Annotated in this window: 11 protein-coding genes; 9 read left to right on the forward strand and 2 right to left on the reverse strand. The window is 44.5% G+C overall.

Translation table 11 applies throughout. The annotated features are described in order from the left end of the window. Positions 1–150: 150 nt before the first annotated feature. The 7 genes from AAFP11_RS12300 to rpmB all read left to right on the forward strand — a co-directional run bounded on the left by AAFP11_RS12300 (position 151) and on the right by rpmB (position 10,860). Positions 151–2,106, forward strand: a complete 1,956-nt coding sequence (locus AAFP11_RS12300; RefSeq protein WP_341737333.1) for an efflux RND transporter periplasmic adaptor subunit — start codon at positions 151–153, stop codon at positions 2,104–2,106. 114 nt (positions 2,107–2,220) lie between these two features. After that, positions 2,221–5,373 (forward strand): efflux RND transporter permease subunit, encoded by a 3,153-nt coding sequence (locus AAFP11_RS12305; protein ID WP_341737334.1) that lies wholly within the window; start codon positions 2,221–2,223, stop codon positions 5,371–5,373. Between the two features lie 184 nt (positions 5,374–5,557). Then, on the forward strand, positions 5,558–6,064 hold the full coding sequence (locus tag AAFP11_RS12310; protein ID WP_341737335.1) for a hypothetical protein: 507 nt from the start codon (positions 5,558–5,560) through the stop codon (positions 6,062–6,064). A gap of 72 nt (positions 6,065–6,136) precedes the next feature. Next, the gene (rppA, locus tag AAFP11_RS12315; RefSeq protein WP_341737336.1) at positions 6,137–6,826 is read left to right on the forward strand and encodes a two-component system response regulator RppA; all 690 of its coding nucleotides are present in this window, start codon (positions 6,137–6,139) and stop codon (positions 6,824–6,826) included. A gap of 153 nt (positions 6,827–6,979) precedes the next feature. Continuing rightward, the gene (gene rppB, locus AAFP11_RS12320; protein ID WP_341737337.1) at positions 6,980–8,311 is read left to right on the forward strand and encodes a two-component system sensor histidine kinase RppB; all 1,332 of its coding nucleotides are present in this window, start codon (positions 6,980–6,982) and stop codon (positions 8,309–8,311) included. Between the two features lie 164 nt (positions 8,312–8,475). After that, complete coding sequence (htpG, locus tag AAFP11_RS12325) at positions 8,476–10,464, forward strand: molecular chaperone HtpG (protein ID WP_341737338.1); 1,989 nt, start codon at positions 8,476–8,478, stop codon at positions 10,462–10,464. Between the two features lie 159 nt (positions 10,465–10,623). After that, positions 10,624–10,860, forward strand: a complete 237-nt coding sequence (rpmB, locus tag AAFP11_RS12330; protein ID WP_341732957.1) for a 50S ribosomal protein L28 — start codon at positions 10,624–10,626, stop codon at positions 10,858–10,860. Between the two features lie 77 nt (positions 10,861–10,937). Here rpmB and AAFP11_RS12335 read toward each other — a convergent pair whose 3' ends face one another. Then, positions 10,938–12,989, reverse strand: coding sequence for an adenylate/guanylate cyclase domain-containing protein (locus AAFP11_RS12335; RefSeq protein ID WP_341737339.1), 2,052 nt, complete (start codon positions 12,987–12,989; stop codon positions 10,938–10,940). Positions 12,990–13,311: 322 nt separating this feature from the next. Beyond that, complete coding sequence (gene proS, locus AAFP11_RS12340) at positions 13,312–15,186, reverse strand: proline--tRNA ligase (RefSeq protein WP_341737340.1); 1,875 nt, start codon at positions 15,184–15,186, stop codon at positions 13,312–13,314. Positions 15,187–15,271: 85 nt separating this feature from the next. Here proS and AAFP11_RS12345 point away from each other — a divergent pair, with 85 nt between their 5' ends. Together AAFP11_RS12345 and AAFP11_RS12350 are read left to right on the forward strand one after the other, a co-directional pair. Then, positions 15,272–15,577: a hypothetical protein gene (locus AAFP11_RS12345; RefSeq protein WP_341737341.1), complete on the forward strand. Its 306-nt coding sequence runs from the start codon at positions 15,272–15,274 to the stop codon at positions 15,575–15,577. 146 nt (positions 15,578–15,723) lie between these two features. After that, positions 15,724–16,653 (forward strand): hypothetical protein, encoded by a 930-nt coding sequence (locus AAFP11_RS12350; RefSeq protein ID WP_341737342.1) that lies wholly within the window; start codon positions 15,724–15,726, stop codon positions 16,651–16,653. Positions 16,654–17,030: the final 377 nt, after the last annotated feature.

Genomic DNA, 17,030 nt, shown 5'->3' on the forward strand with positions numbered 1-17,030 from the left:
GCATTTTTAGCTCTTGGTCATTGCTTAGCGATCGCTTCTGGGAAAACCCTAATAAGTAGATCTGGTTAATTCAGTTTACTTACTTAGTTGGGAAAAATACCAATCGCTAAACCGGTGGCACTCAACCCGATTTTAAGGACAATGCCAACGATGATATTTCACAAATATGCTCAATCTCCTGCTATTATTAGCAGTGGTTTTGGAACTTTATTAAGCCTAATTTTGGTGGGTTCCCCGGCCGCTGTTTTCGCCCACGCGGGACACGGAGATGAATTTCACCAAAGTGGCGAAACAACTCAAATTCCGGCTGCTATTTCTGTTGATGCTGAAACATCGAAGCGGATCGGAATCAAAGTTGAACCTGTGAGAGCTCAGCGATTGGCTGTGGGTATTAAAACTACCGGACAAATTGAAACTCTGCCCAATCAAAAAGTAGAAGTTCGGGCTCCTGTTAGCGGCACTGTGGTTGAGTTGCTAGTTAAACCGGGGGACAAAGTATCAAAAGGTCAAGTTATTACTGTTTTATCGAGTTCGGAATTAGGGCAACTGCGTGTTGAATCTGTTTCAAAACGAGCCGAAGCTGAAGGCGATTTGCAGCAGGCGCAGGCTGATTTTAAATTAGCTCAACAAAATTACGATCGCCAACTGCAAATATCCTCCGCAGAAATCGCCCAAGCCAAAAGCCAACTGACAGCAGTAACTCAGCAATATGAACAAGAACAAAAGTTAGTAAACAATCGTTCAGTTGTGAAAGTTGCGAAAGAAAACTATCAGCGTCAAGTTGCAATATCGCAAGCAGAAATAGCACGGGCAGAAACGGAATTAACTGTAGCCAAAGAACAGTTTGAACGTGACAAGGAATTGGTAGTGGCAGGGGCAATTCCGCGACGAACAATGCTGGAATCACAAGCTCATTTAGCCGAAGCAAAAGCCACTGTTGCTAAAGCAAAAAGCCGTCCCGAAGTTATTAAAGCCCAAACCGAAATTAAACAAGCCGAAGTAGACCTCCCGATGCGCGAATTGCGCGATTCTCAAGGCAAAGTTGCCGAAGCAAAAGCTCTACTTACCAAAGCTTTAAGCCGCCGGGAACTGTTAGAAGCCGAGGCTCAACTCAAACGAACTAAAGCTGCATTAGAAGTAGCTCAGACGCGCATTCGTCTCAGCAGTTCAGCCTATCAAGCGCGCCTCCAACAACTAGGAATTGCCGCCAATGAAAAAGGACTTGTCACCGTAGTTGCTCCCATTTTCGGCACTGTAGCCGATCGCGAAATCACGTTAGGCGAATCAGTCAACTCGGCTGAAAAACCGCTGATGAGCATATTAAACGATAGCAGCGTTTTTGCCACAGCAAATATTTATGAAAAAGACTTGAATCGGGTCAAGAATGGTCAGGAATTAACCGTGAAAATTGCTAGTTTGCCAAACCGTACTTTCCGGGGAAAAATTAGCTTCATTGGCTCGATAGTAGAAGGGGAAACCCGCGCAGTGCCGGTAAAAGCTTTATTAGATAATCCTGAGAGAATTTTAAAGCCGGGAATGTTTTCTGAGTTGGAAATCTTCACCGACAAAACTGCAACAAATATTTTGGCAATTCCTGTTTCAGCAGTGGTAGAAGCAAACGGGAAACAGTTAGTTTATGTCAAAAACGGCGATGCGTTTCAAGCTATGGAAGTCGCACTCGGTCAAAGTTCCGGGGATTTAGTAGAAATTAAGAGCGGTTTGTTTGAGGGAGATTTAATTGTTACTCAGCGTGCACCTCAACTTTACGCTCAATCTTTGCGGGGCGGTAGCAAACAGTCAAAAACTGAGGACAAGAAGGAAGTAACTCCCAAAGCAACAGAGGCTAGTTTTAACAGTTCTCCCGTGCCTTTGTGGGCGGGAATAGGGGGAGGAATGGCGATCGCCTCTGTGACTTTTGCAGCGGGGGCTTTCTGGGGAAATCGGCGCAAATTGCCAGCAGTAGCAGCATCTCAAAGTCATACTAGCAATGGTTTTTCCATCTCTGCACCGATATTCAACGATGAATTGCTATTACACAATGTACACAATGACAACCATCATGTGAAAGTTAAAGAGGCTGAAATTGAAAAAGTAAATAACAAATAACCAATTAGTAAGGTGCGTCGCTGCGAGATTGTCGCTTTTTTTGAGGATTGTAGATGGCGACGCACCCTACAGATACTATACCCAATTCCCCATGCCCAATTCCCAAATCATAAAATGTTCAGCACAATTCTCAGATGGGTAATCAACCGCCGCTGGCTAGTCGTTCTCGCCACCATTATTATCAGTCTTTGGACATTATATATTATCCCCAAAATGCCGCTGGATGTCTTCCCACCTTTCGCCCCGCCGCAAGTGGAAATCCAGACGGAAGCACCGGGTTTAGCACCGGAAGAAATCGAGTCTTTGGTAACATTGCCGATCGAGAGTGCGATTAATGGAACTCCTGGGGTGACAGCAGTGCGATCGTCTTCTGCTGTGGGTATTTCTGTTGTTAAAGTGATCTTTGATTGGAATACTGAAATCTATCAAGCCCGCCAGTTGATTACAGAAAGGTTACAGCAAGCTCAAAACAAGCTTCCAGTAGGAGTAAAAACACCGCAAATTTCTCCGACAACTTCACCTGTCGGTACTGTGATTACCTATGCTTTTACTTCAGAAACTACTTCGCTGATGGAAGTACGCCGTCTGGTTGATTGGCAAGTCACAAATCGCCTGTTAGCAGTGACTGGCGTTGCTCAAGTAGTGGCTTATGGTGGCGAACAAAGGCAGTATCAAGTATTAGTTGAACCTGCGAAATTGAAAGCATTTAATGTTTCGTTGCAGCAAGTATCGGAAGCTGTGGCGGCTGCGAATGTTAATGCGCCCGGTGGCTATTTAATTACGCCGGATAAAGAAACTTTGATTCGGGGTGTGGGCAGGATTGAATCGATCGCAGATTTGCAGCAATCTGCGATCGCATCTCGCCAAGGAACAGTTGTCAGAATTGGGGATGTAGCTGATGTCAAAATTGGTGCTGGTATCAAGCGGGGCGATGGCAGTTTTAACGGCAAAAAAGCTGTGATTGTGATGGTAAATAGACAGCCAGTTGCTGATACTCCGACGGTGACAAAAGCTGTGGAAGCGGCAATGGCTGAGGTGCAGCAAGCTTTACCCAAAGATATTAAGGTGACAGTCACTTTTCGCCAGGAAGAGTATATCAATTCTTCGGTGGAAAATGTGCGATCGGCTTTAGTGGAAGGCAGCATCATTGTCACCGTCATCCTGATCCCGTTTTTGATGAATTGGCGGACTCTGACGGTAGTTTTGCTCGATTTCTTCCTAACTTGGCTTTTCGGGCTGCTGGCAATGTATTGGCTGGGGCTGGGATTGAATACGATGACTTTGGGTGGGTTGTCGGTGGCGATCGGCACTGCGATCGACGATGCGATCGTCTATGCCGAAAATACCTACCGCAACTTGAGAGAAAATACATCATCTCCTCACCCTCGCCCGGTGATGGATGTGATTTTTGATGGCTCTCAGGAGGTACGCGATTCGTTAATTGGAGCGACTGTTATTGGCATTGTTGTGTTTTCGCCAATTTTTACTTTACCGGGTGTAGAAGGTCGAATTTTTACGCCGATGGGGATTACTTATCTGGTTGTTGTGGTGATTTCTAGTCTGGAATCGCTGTTAATATCTCCCGCCCTTTGCGCTATTTTGTTGCCTAACAAAAAGATGAGTGCTGAAGAACCTTGGTTGCCGAGATTCTGCAAAAAGATATATCACTTTTTTATAGAATTGTCAATGCGCTATTCGGCGATTATTTTAACTTTAGCTGCTGCTAGTATGGTGGCGGCATTAATTATTTTGCCATCTTTTGGACGGGTGTTTTTGCCGGAGTTTCAGGAGCAAACTTTGGTGAATACTGTTCTACTTTATCCGGGCGTGTCTTTGGAAACGACGAATAGTGCGGCTTTTGCGATCGAAGATGCACTTAAGGATGATACCAGGTTTTCATACGTGCAAGTGCGATCGGGCAGAGCTCCGGGTGATGCTGATGCTGCGGGTGTCAATTTAGCTCACATTGATATCGGTTTGAGCGAGGAAGGAATGAAAAATCGGCCGAAAACCTTGGAATCATTGCGGCAGGAATTTGGGAAATTACCGGGAGTTGCACCCAATATCGGCGGCTTTATTTCTCATCGGATGGATGAGGTTTTATCCGGTGTCAGAAGTCAAATTGCTGTCAAAGTTTTTGGCCCGGATTTGAATCAGCTTCGCACCATCGGCGCTCAAGTTGAAGAGCAAATGAAAACTGTGGCAGGAATTGTAGACTTGCAACTGGAACCCCAAGTACCGGTGCAGCAAATTCAAATTAAGTTTAACCGCCAAGCTGCGGGTAGATACGGTTTGAAAATCGGATCACTTTCGGAAATAATTGAGACAGCTTTAAATGGCAAAGTTGTCTCTCAAGTTTTGGAAGTGCAGCAAACTTTTGATTTAGTTGTCTGGTTGCAGCCTGAAGCCAGAAATAACTTAGAAACTATTGAGAATTTGTTGGTGGATACCCCCCCTCTTTCCCCCCCTTATAAAGGGGGGGATGAAACCCCTCTTTCCCCCCCTTATAAAGGGGGGGATGAAAGGGGGGGTAAAATTCCCCTCGCCCAAGTTGCGACTGTTAAATACGGTACGGGCCCAAATACGATTAACCGTGAGAATGTTTCTCGGTTGATTGTGGTGGCGGCCAATGCTAAAGGTCGAGATTTGCGATCGGTTGTGAATGAAATTCAAGCTAAAGTTAAACGAGAGGTACAGTTACCTTTTGGCTATTTTATCCAATACGGTGGTCAATTTGAAGCCGAACAAAGAGCTTCGCAAAATATTATGGTATTTAGTGCGATCGCCTTTATTGTCATTACAGTCTTAATGTATCTTTCCGTCAAGTCAATTGCTTCAACTGCGATGATTATGATCAATTTGCCAATCGGATTAGTGGGAGGAGTAATTTCGGTAGCTTTGACTGGCGGTATAATTTCCGTAGCTTCTTTAGTTGGCTTTGTCACTTTATTTGGCGTTGCCACCCGTAACGGTTTGTTATTAGTAGACAACTACAACACCAAATTTGCCGAGGGAATGCCTTTTAAGGAAGCAATTATTAAAGGCTCGATGGAACGGCTAAATGCTATTTTGATGACGGCTTCAACTTCAGCTTTAGGTTTAGCACCTTTAGTCTTAGAAGGCGGGCCCGGAAAGGAAATTCTGCAACCGCTGTCCGTAGTAGTTTTAGGAGGATTGTTTACTTCTACAGCACTAACGCTGTTAGTTTTGCCAGCTTTGTATGCTCAATTCAGTGAACATTTATTAACAGAAAGTAATCACCCCTAAAATATAGCCTTTCTCAGTTAGGTTAGGTGAGGTGAGCGTGTAATGGGTAATGGGTAATGGGTAATGGGTAATGGGTAATGAGGCACTTGTGCTGAGCATAGTCGAAGTATCGATAGTGTAAGTCCTGATAATTTCATTGTTGTGCGTGCTAATCTATAACCATAGTACGCAAACATTAAATCAAATGAAAGCGCTCAAATCAAACTTAGTTATTCTAGGCAGTGTCGGATTGTTGTTTGTAGGAGCTTGCAGTAAAGGCGACGAAGCCAGCGCTCCCAATAGCAGCCAAACACCCCCTCCTGTAGCCTCTGCACCTGCGTCTTCAGCTCCCAAGGCTGCTCCTCCTGCGGGTAGTGCGACAACAAACCATCCTCAAGCATCTAAAGGGGGTCAAGTTGTCGAGTCTGGAGCTTACCACTTAGAACTTTTAACTCAAAAAGAAGCTACCGGAACTCACTTAGATCTTTATTTGCAAAAAGGTGATAACCACGAACCAATTCCCAATGCAAAAGTGTCAGCTCAAGTGCAATTACCAAATGGAAAACAGCAAACTCTAACCCTCAAATACGATCCTGATGGCAAACATTATGCTGTTGTTTTTCCAGGCAAAAATCCCGGCAGTTATCCACTCAAGGTGACGGCGGATGTTAACGGACAAAAAGTAGACGGTCGTTTTACTTTTAATCAATAAACATCTCCCATAATTACTGTGTAACAGGCTCTCCAGCCTGTTTTTTACCATATTTTTGTGTAAATTAGAGTTATGAGAGTTTTGCTAGTTGAAGATGAGCCAGATTTAGGGAAGGCGATCGATCGCACTTTGAAGCAGGAAAAGTATATAGTTGACTGGGCGCAGGATGGCAATGAAGCTTGGGAATACTTAGAAAGTCATTGGACTCAATACAATCTGGCGATTTTTGACTGGCTGCTACCGGGACTGTCTGGCTTAGAACTGCTGCGTAGATTGCGTGCTAAAAATAGCGCATTGCCAGTCTTGATGCTAACAGCAAAAGACAGAATGGAAGATAAAGTTGCCGGACTAGATGCCGGGGCTGATGATTATTTAGTGAAACCGTTTGGGATGGCGGAACTATTAGCAAGATTGCGGGCTTTGCAAAGGCGATCGCCTCAAATTCAACCGCAACAGCTACAGGTGGGAAGTCTAATTTTGGACTGCGGAAGTCGAACAGCTTGCCATCAGGCTATTAACGGCAAAATGCAGATCATTTCACTTACAAACAAAGAGTTTCAATTGCTAGAATACTTCATGAAACATCCGAACCAAATCGTCACCACTGACACAATTCGGAATCAGCTATGGGAAGTTAGTGCAGATACTTTTAGCAATGTGGTAGCGGCTCAAGTGCGCTTACTGCGGCGTAAACTTGAGTCTGTTGGCGGCGCGAATCTAATTGAAACTGTACATGGTGTTGGATACCGGATGAGAAATTAAAGTGCGCGTTTAAAATTCCTTTTAGACTCGGCGGTTGAAACCGCGTCTACACAAACAATGTCCGCCTGCGCGGACTAAGAAAAGAATACTTCTTGTCCCCCCCTTGTTAAGGGGGGTTAGGGGGGATCTCCGGGTCACTTGTCGTTATGAAAAATGAATCAAAATAAACTATTTAATCGGACTCGATCGCAATTAGCAATTTCCTATGCGGCTGTCATGGGTTTGATTTTAAGCTTGTTGGGATTTGGGGTATATAAGGCGATCGCCCACGCTCATTGGGTAGCCATAGATCGCGAATTAGAATCGGTAGCCGGGACGCTGCACGACAGTCTAGAACTCAAATTGCAGCAGCCAGGACGGTTGGAACCCATCGTAAATGAACTTTTGCCCAACCTCCGCGTAATAGGAATTAACGGCATTAAACAACCAATTCGCCCTCGCCATATTTTAAGCGCTATTAACCAAGGCTATTACTATATTCGTTTATTTGATGCTTCCGGGAAATTGATTGCTACAGCCGGGGCAGTTCCTGATGAATTACCCCCAGAATTTAATTCTCAATATTGGCAAACCATTACTGATAGGCAAGGCAATGTTTATCACCAACTTTCTGTATTTTTACACACAAAAAACCAGGAAGATTGGGGATATTTTCAATTAGGTCGCAGTCTGCAAGACTTCAATGAATATCTCAATACAGTCAAATGGGTTTTGAAATTGGGATTGCCTACAGCATTAATTTTGGTTGGGTTTTCTAGTTGGTTGTTGGCAGGATTGGCAATGAAACCGATTTATGCTTCTTACCGACAAATTCAACAGTTTACAGCGGATGCTGCCCACGAATTACGCACCCCTTTAGCTGCTTCTCAGGCGACAGTTGAATCGGCGCTGTTGATGCCTCAATTGAATGAAAAAGAGGCGCGGGAAATTTTGCGGACGATCGATCGCCAAAACCGACGATTGACTCAGTTAGTTGCCGATTTGTTGTTGCTGGCCCGCATGGATAATCAACCCATACCTCCTCGCCCTCAATGGTGTTGTTTAAATGACTTGGTGAACGATTTGGTGGAGGAATTAGCCGCCATGGCGATCGCTAGCGGGGTAGCGCTAACATCCGAACTGCGCGTACAGCAGCAATTAAATGTTGTCGGCGATTCCGACCAACTTTATCGCCTCGTTGCTAATTTAATTGTGAATGGGATTCAATACACTCCGGCTGGGGGAAAAGTAACAGTTATTGTAGATTGCACTCACACCGAGGCGATAATTCAGGTGCAGGATACCGGGATTGGGATTGGGACGACTGAACAAGGGCGAATTTTCGATCGCTTCTACCGAGTAAATAGCGATCGATCGCGCCATACCGGCGGTTCGGGATTGGGATTGGCGATCGCCCAAACCATAGCCCGCGCCCATCGCGGTAGCCTCACCGCCCGCAGCGACTTGGGGCGCGGCACCACTTTCCTGCTACGGCTGCCGCTGTGAGCTATCATGTGGGGGAAACCGATGACAGTTGACAGTTGACAGTTGACAGTTGACAGTTGACAGTTGACAGTTGACAGTTGATAGTTGGCAGTTGATAGTTGATAGTTGACTAATGACTACTGACTACTGACTACTGACTCCTTACAACTACCTAGCGTAAAATTATGACAGTTTTAGAACAGGGAACAATCTCAATCCATACCGAAAATATTTTCCCGATTATCAAGAAGTCGCTATACACTGACCATGAAGTCTTCTTGCGGGAACTAATTTCTAACGGCGTAGACGCAATTGCCAAACTCAAAATGGTTTCCCGTTCCGGCGAATACAGCGGCGACATTGGCGAACCAGAAATCACCATTGCGATCGACAAAGAAAACAAAACACTCTCCATCACCGACAACGGCATCGGCATGACAGCCGATGAAGTTAGAAAATACATTAACCAAGTCGCTTTTTCCAGCGCTGAAGAATTTATTCAAAAATATCAAGGCAGTGGCGACGACGCCATTATCGGTCACTTCGGCCTCGGTTTCTACTCTTCTTTCATGGTCGCTCAAAAAGTAGATATCGAAACCCTTTCTTACCAAGAAGGCGCCCAAGCCGTACACTGGTCCTGCGACGGTTCACCCGCTTTTGAACTATCAGAATCTACCCGCACCCAACGCGGCACTACAATTACCCTCACTCTCCAAGAAGAAGAACAAGAATATCTAGAACCAAGCCGCATTAAGCAGTTAATCAAAACCTACTGCGATTTCATGCCAGTTCCCATCAAATTTGAGGGAGAGGAACTCAACAAACACAAGGCAATTTGGCGGGAATCAGCCAGCAATTTACAAAAAGAAGACTACTTAGAACTATACCGCCACCTTTATCCGTTCCAAGAAGAGCCGCTGCTGTGGGTACACCTGAATACCGATTATCCTTTTATTGTCAACGGCATTCTTTACTTTCCCAAATTGCGCCCTGATGTCGATGTCACCCAAGGCAACATTAAGCTCTTCTGCAATCAGGTTTTTGTCAGCGATCATTGCGAAGAAATTATTCCGAAATTCTTGATGCCACTGCGGGGAGTCATTGACAGTACCGACATTCCGCTGAACGTGTCTCGCAGTTCGCTGCAAAGCAATCGCACGGTGCGGAGAATAGCTGATTATATCGCCAAAAAAGTGGGCGATCGCCTAAAGGAACTTTACCGGGACGATCGGAACGAGTACATCCGTTGCTGGCAAGATATCGGCACTTTTGTCAAGTTCGGAGCACTCAACGATGACAAGTTCAAAAAGCAAATTGAAGATATCTTAATCTATCGCAGCACCTACGAACCAACAGCAGTCAAGCCAGAAACCGAGACACCAGAAGTGCAGGTGCAAGCTGAGGAAGGAGATTTGTGGCAAGATGTCAATCCCAAGTCCGAAACTTCCGGTTCAACCCAACCTTACACCACCCTCAAAGAGTATTTAGAACGCAATCAAAAACGTCACGAAAATCGTGTATTTTACTGTACAGAGCCGGCATCACAAGCAACTTACGTCGCACTGCACAAAAGCCAAGGTTTAGAAGTGTTGTTCATGGATTCTTTCATTGACACGCACTTCATTAGTTTCCTCGAACGAGAATATTCCGATGTCAAATTCTCGCGAGTGGATTCCGACTTAGATGATACCCTAATTGACAAAGAAAAAGAAGCGGAAATTGTCGATCCGACTACCAATAAAACTCGTAGCGAACAAGTTAAAGAATTGTTCCAAAAAGCTCTGAATAAGCCAAAAGTGAATATCCGCACAGAAGCATTAAAGTCAGACGCTGCGGAGGCGACACCACCTGCGATCGTCCTGTTACCCGAAGCTTTGCGCCGGATGCGCGACATGACGGCTCTATTGCAGCAGCAAGCAGCCGAATTCCCCGAAGAGCACGTTTTGCTGGTGAATACAGCCCACCCGTTGATTCAAAATCTGGCTAATTTGAGTCAAGGTTCGATTATTCAAGGCGGTGGCGAGTCTCCGTCGGCCCAGTTGGCGAGCATGATTTGTCACCACGTTTACGACTTGGCCCTGATGGCTCAGAAGGGTTTTGATGCTGAGGGGATGAAGGAGTTTGTGGAGCGATCGAATCAAGTATTGACAAAATTGACCGAACGTGCACTCTAATTAACCCCCCAACCCTCCCTTGCTAAGGTGGGGAACCAGAGGAAGGAGCCAGAGTTTATTTCCACTGATAAAGGGATAAATTAAGGCTTCTTCCTTCTTTCTTCTTCCTTCGGCTATAATGAAAGGCTGCACGCAAAAAACACTAATCTGGAGGGCAATATGTCACGGAAATGTCAGCTAACGGGGAAGAAAGCGAATAATGGTTTTGCAGTTTCTCACTCACACCACCGCACTCACAAGTTGCAAGAAGCAAATTTACAGTGGAAGCGGGTTTGGTGGCCACAGGAGAAACGCTGGGTGAAACTTCACCTTTCCACAAAGGCCATTAAAACCTTGCAACACAAGGGTTTGGAAATTATGGCGAAGGAAGCTGGAATTAACCTCTACAAAATGTAAGAAATTTCAGGACCAAGAAAGGACTAAAGTCCTTACTACAAACCTCTTGTTTAGGTTGGTAGTAAGGACTTTAGTCCTTAATACTGATTTCTACTTTTTAATAAATAAGTATCCATCACACCTTTGCCTTTAACTTCGATTGCAGGACGAATTTCAAATATATACTTTTCCTGCAATTTATGATAGGTTGTGGATGTCACCTGAATGCTCCCTGGCAAGCCGTGGGATTCCATGCGGGAAGCGGTATTAACAGTATCTCCCCACAAATCATAGATGAATTTTTTAATCCCAATCACTCCCGCCACCACCGGACCTGTGTTGATGCCGATTCTGATGCTAAAAAGTTGATTGTGCTGCTTACTAAATTCGGTAATTGCCTGTTGCATATCTATGGCCATTTGGGCGATTTTTTCTGCATGATCTAAGCAAGGAATTGGCAGTCCTCCTACTACCATGTAAGCATCACCAATTGTCTTAATTTTTTCCAAACCGTGTCTTTCTGCGAGGTGATCGAAGGTGGAAAAAATTTCATTTAACAAGGAAACTAATTCCGTTGGAGAAACTCTCGCACTGAGTTGGGTAAAACCTACGATGTCGGCAAATAAAACAGTAACCTCAGCAAAAGTATCGGCGATGGTACTGTCTCCTTGCTTTAAACGCTCGGCTATTTGTTCTGGTAAAATATTCAACAACAACCGTTCTGATTGTTCCTGCTGCACTCGCAATGCACTTAAAGTATCATTCAGAGCATTAGTCCGTTCTTTCACTCTAAATTCTAACTCTTCATTGAGCTTGTAAAGCTCCATTTCTGCCCGCCTGCGGTCCGTGATATCCGTACCGATTGCCAGCATTCCTGCGAACTTTCCCGCCTCGTCAAACAGCGGTTTATTTGCCCAGGATACCCAAACGCGATCGCCACTACGCCGGATACTTTCATTTTCATTGCGCGTATACTTTTCGGGATTTTGTAAAATATCTCTCAACTTTACTGTCAAGTCGTTTCCTATGGTATCTGTAGGGGGGATAATTGTTCCTACTGCATTTTTACCTAGTATTTCTTCTTCTTCATAACCAAAAAAATCCTGTGCAAATTCGTTAAAAAAGGTAATATTTCCTACCCGGTCTAATTTTAAAATAATGCTATTAGCATTTTCCACTAATTCCCGATACTTAATTTCGCTTTGCCGCAGTGCATTCTCCGCTGAAGCACGTTCAGCTACAGTTGCTGCCAACAGCAGAGAGGTAATCACAATTACGCTCATAAAAGCCTGCAAAAATAAGATTGCTTGATTGATACTTTGTGCTTTAGTAATAAAAGGGCCAGCACCCTGAGAACCCCCCCAAATGGCGATGCTGGATACTAGGAAAGATGAGACGACAGCACCCCGTTGACCGAATTGAATTGTCGCCCAAATTACTAAGGGAAATGGCAAGTATTCCAGGGGATACCCGGAAAAGGTAGGGGTTGCTTTGGAACTATATACTACCCAACTGACTGCGATTAATGACATCAAGCCTATTCCTGCCCAGATGCGATTGATGGTGCTAATTTGGCGATCGGCTATTGCTGGTTTTTGGTATAAAATCAACAACATGGGAGCAAAAATCAAAACTCCTAACGTATCTCCCAGATACCAATTCCACCTAATTTCCCAATATTCCCTCCACTCAACTAGACCAGTTAAACATAAGCGTATTGTCCCCAGAGTGCAGTTGATTTGAGTAGCAACTACGGCACCACAAAAAATTAAATTGACAACATCTATCAGCCGATTCAGTGAGGGGCGAAATTTTAATTTATTTAGTAAAATAAAGGCGCACAAAGCTTGCAAACAAGCACAAAAAGCAGAGACTAATGACAGGATTAAGGAGACATTCATGTCGATTTTTTCAAAAAAGAAAACCCCTAACGCTACTCCTGGCCAAAAGCGCCACCCAAACAATAAAAGTGCAGCTTGGGCAATTCCTGCGGGGGGCCAGACGCAGGTAGCTAATTTATTGATGCCGGGAATGGAAACTGCCAGTTTTGCTCCTAAAATATAAACGAGGGCAATGGCAGCTACTTTGCCTAAATATTGCCAATTTATAGATTGAATAAATCGACTAAACTGACTATTGTTTGGGTTCATACTTAGTTTGATAATTTAAATTAATTCATTTGATGCCATTGATAAAATAAGATTAAAAAACATCCTTTGTAGTAAGGAATTTAGTCCTGTCCATGCTAACAGGAAAGAACTGAAGTCCTTACTACTAACCTTAGCCCCGATGAAAAAATCCTTTGTAGTGAGGACTATAGTCCCGTCCATCCTAACACAAACGGACTGAAGTCTTGACTACGAACCTTAGCTCTGATGAAAATATCGTTGGTAGTGAGGACTTTATTGCTTTAATTTTTCACAGTAAAGGAATTAAGTCCTTACTACTAACCTTAAATTCCCGGAAATTTTGTCATTGGATAGCTTCCTTAATCCATTGTTTCAAGGTAGAATTTACTTCTTCAATGAGAATTTCTTGGGATTTGTGAGTCGATCTTTCAACTACTTCAACTTTACCCGATTTCAGGGAACGACCGGGAACAATCCGATAGGGAATGCCAATTAAATCCGCATCTTTGAATTTAACTCCTGCACGTTCATCGCGGTCATCTAACAGAGTTTCAATGCCAGATTGATTGAGTTCTGCGTAGAGTTTTTCGGCGACTTCCATTTGTTGAGTGTCGGAAATATTGGGGATGCTGATGATAACGTGATAGGGGGCGATCGCCACTGGCCAAATTATCCCGTCTTTGTCGTAGGATTGTTCTACGGCAGATTGAGCTAACCGCGACACACCAACGCCGTAACAACCCATAACTAAGGGCATTTCTTCGCCTTGTTCGTTGGTGTAGGTAGCGCCCATTGCTTGAGAATATTTTGTCCCTAATTGAAAGATGTGCCCGACTTCGATGCCTCTGGCTGTTTGCAATGTTTGTTCGGGATTATGAACAGCCCGATCGCCTTTTTTGGCCTTCCTGACATCTACTGCTAAACTTGGTAGGGGAAATTCTTGGCCCCAATTTGCTCCCACAACGTGGTATCCTGATTCGTTCGAGCCAGTGACAAAGTTTGTCAAGTCAATTGCGGTGCGATCGACTAAACGCAAAAACTTGGGAGATACCCCCCCTTGCCCCTCCTTACCAAGGGGGGGATTTGAGTCTTGTTGCCCCCCCTTACCAAGGGGGGGTTGGGGGGGGTTCGAGGCAATGTAATCATCAGCAACATCGGGAGCCATATAACCCAGAGGCAAAGATTTAGCGGCCCATTTTTGCTGAGCTTCCGCATCTGGAACAGTCAAAAATAGGATAGTTTTTGCTTGATAATTTCCCGCTAATTTGGTTAATTCATTCAGCAATTTTACCTGATTGACATCTTGGTCGCCACGAATACTGACCAGTACCAATACAGTCGTACCGCTGTCATAAACTGCCTCATAAAGTACATTTTTGACAACTTGAGTAGGAGAACACTTGAGAAACTTACAGAGTTTTTCAATGGTTTCAGTTCCCGGTGTTTCCCGCTTTTCAAAAGTTGTAAAAGGCGAGGTTTTCGCATCAGCAGGTATAGACACAGCCTTTTCTAAATTAGCAGCATACTGACCATCTTCGGTGTAGAGAACTTCATCTTCCCCAGCTTCCGCCAACACCATAAACTCTTGGGAACCAGAGCCGCCAATGGCTCCCGAATCAGCATCTACTGCTCGGAATTGCAAGCCCGATCGCCGCAGCATATTGCTGTAAGCTTGAGCCATATCCTGATAAGTTTTTTTCAGGCTTTCTTCGTTAGTGTGGAAAGAATAACCATCCTTCATAATAAATTCACGACCGCGCATCAAGCCAAAACGGGGGCGAATTTCATCACGAAATTTAGTTTGAATTTGATACAGATGTGTAGGCAATTGCCGATAAGAACGAATCATATCCTTAGCAACTGTAGTAATTACTTCTTCGTGAGTTGGACCCAATCCCAATTCTGTATCCCGACGGTCTGTGAGAGCAAACATGATACCTTCAGCTTGAGTGTAGGTATCCCAGCGCCCCGATTCCCGCCACAAATCAGCCGGTTGGAGTTGTGGCAAGAGGCATTCTTGAGCGCCTGTAGCGTCCATTTCTTCCCGCACAATTTGGGAGACTTTTTTGAGGACACGCCACATCAAAGGCAGATAAGCGTAAATCCCGCTACCTATGCGGCGGATGTATCCCGCACGGAGTAATAGTTTGTGGCTGGGAATTTCTGCTTCTGCTGGGTCTTCCCGCAGGGTGACAAAAAGCATTTGAGAGAGTCGCATCGGTGATTTCCTTTAATGACTAAATGATTTTAATCTCAGATTAAGCTCTGATATTATCAGAGGTAAGGCTAATTTGATTGAATATATGAATAAAATGTTGCAAAACTACCAAAAAGGTATGTCAGTATTTGATGATTGTCACAATTCTACGGTGCGATCGCAGTGGGTTGCCTTAACAGATGAAATAGGAGAGTTTATTTCAGAACCTAGTTTGAGTGAAATTTGGGATATTCTTCATGCTGCTGGGCGATTGTTTTACAAACTAACCGGAGTTCCTTTAAATTTACTGGCCTATCCTACTGTTCGGAAACACAGCCAGCGTTTTGAGGAGTACGGCTGCATTCGCAGTCAGCGCAACTGTGAAGGTAAATGCTGCAAACAGTTGATATAGCAATCCTAAATCATTTGTGAATTTCTTACTCCCGGACCTTAATAAGGGGAGGGTTGGGGTGGGGTAAAAAACTTTACGACTCATTTAGGATTGCTATAGTTGATAGTTGATAGTTGACAGTTCTAAAATCGAAAATCGAAAATTGCATGACCCGATTCATCCACGACCAATTTGCAAAACAGTATCTGAAAGAATTACTAACCCCTCTCGGTAATGTAGAAACCAGCCGCGACATTGCTGGAGAAGTGAGACAGCTTGACGTTTTATTTTCCCCGAAAGCGGAACCGGAAGTCGAAGCAACAGCCCTCGGCATTCTGGGTCAAATCGCAGCAAAACCCGCTGTATTTGAACCATTCCGCAGTCCAGTCCAACCCGGAGAAATTCGCAGTTGTCTGGGGAAACTCTTTGACCTCCACGCCGAATTTGAACGCATCGCAGCTAGAGAAAATACCCGGATTGCAGAGGCAGACTTGCCCCAATTGTGGATACTGTCGCCGACTGTTTCCGATCCCCTGCTAGCTGGATTTCGAGCGCTTTCCGACCCCGAAAATTGGGTAAATGGAGTTTATTTCCTGGGCCCTTCTCTGAAAGCAGCAATCGTTGTCATTCACCAACTCCCCCGGACTCCAGAAACGCTGTGGCTGAGAGTTTTAGGGAAAGGAAACGTGCAGAAGCAAGCTGTTGCCGAATTGAGAGAATTACCCTCAGATAACGTCTTTCGCTTGAATGCGTTAGAATTGTTGTACAACTTGCGAACGATTTTAGAAGTCCGCCAAGACATAGATCGAGAAGATCGGGAGTTAATTATGGAACTGTCACCCCTCTACTTGCAACGGCTGGAAGATGCAACTCAGCGCGGTATCCAGCAAGGTATTCAGCAAGGTATTCAGCGCGCTCAACGCCTGATGGTTGAGAATCTGCTACAAGTAAAATTTAGTGAGATTGATGAAGAACTAGCCCAAATAATCGAGCCTTTGATTCAACTAGAACCCCTCGATCGCACGCGGCTGATTATGCTGCTCGATCGATCGCAATTACTAGCTCGTTTTGACCCTAACAATCAAACAGAATCTTAACTCAGCAGCGCACTCTGCGATATGTAGGGTGCGCTGAATCGTACTTTACCTACTATAGATAATTGGTGGCGCGCCCTCCGCGTCGGATTTGCAGCTCTTCAACAAACTCTGCATCTTCTACTTATTTTGATACTTATTGAAAAATTGATTTCAGACTTTAGATGGATTCATTTATAAGCCTCAACCCCGATGATAAGTATAGAGAGAGAATGAGAACGCTAAAAAGTTATGACTTTTAATTGCTGAGATTAGAAGCATCCCTACTGATATATTTGCCAAAATAGGAGACTTCCGCTCAGTAGTGAGTAACTCAGAAGTCACAACTTTTGAAAGTGGCAAAAAACCATCTAAAGATGGCCATATCCCTTTGCAGAGAT

The sequence above is a fragment of the Microcoleus sp. CAWBG640 genome (genome assembly GCF_020883015.1).
Lineage (GTDB): Bacteria > Cyanobacteriota > Cyanobacteriia > Cyanobacteriales > Microcoleaceae > Microcoleus > Microcoleus anatoxicus.

Excerpts from the sequence above, each read along its gene's own strand:
- AAFP11_RS12300 (WP_341737333.1), top strand. The coding sequence starts at position 151 with ATGATATTTCACAAATATGCTCAATCTCCTGCTATTATTAGCAGTGGT.
- rppA (WP_341737336.1), top strand. The coding sequence starts at position 6,137 with ATGAGAGTTTTGCTAGTTGAAGATGAGCCAGATTTAGGGAAGGCGATC.
- AAFP11_RS12345 (WP_341737341.1), top strand. The coding sequence starts at position 15,272 with ATGAATAAAATGTTGCAAAACTACCAAAAAGGTATGTCAGTATTTGAT.
- rpmB (WP_341732957.1), top strand. The coding sequence starts at position 10,624 with ATGTCACGGAAATGTCAGCTAACGGGGAAGAAAGCGAATAATGGTTTT.
- AAFP11_RS12335 (WP_341737339.1), bottom strand. The coding sequence starts at position 12,989 with ATGAACCCAAACAATAGTCAGTTTAGTCGATTTATTCAATCTATAAAT.
- AAFP11_RS12350 (WP_341737342.1), top strand. The coding sequence starts at position 15,724 with ATGACCCGATTCATCCACGACCAATTTGCAAAACAGTATCTGAAAGAA.
- AAFP11_RS12310 (WP_341737335.1), top strand. The coding sequence starts at position 5,558 with ATGAAAGCGCTCAAATCAAACTTAGTTATTCTAGGCAGTGTCGGATTG.
- proS (WP_341737340.1), bottom strand. The coding sequence starts at position 15,186 with ATGCGACTCTCTCAAATGCTTTTTGTCACCCTGCGGGAAGACCCAGCA.
- AAFP11_RS12305 (WP_341737334.1), top strand. The coding sequence starts at position 2,221 with ATGTTCAGCACAATTCTCAGATGGGTAATCAACCGCCGCTGGCTAGTC.
- htpG (WP_341737338.1), top strand. The coding sequence starts at position 8,476 with ATGACAGTTTTAGAACAGGGAACAATCTCAATCCATACCGAAAATATT.
- rppB (WP_341737337.1), top strand. The coding sequence starts at position 6,980 with ATGAATCAAAATAAACTATTTAATCGGACTCGATCGCAATTAGCAATT.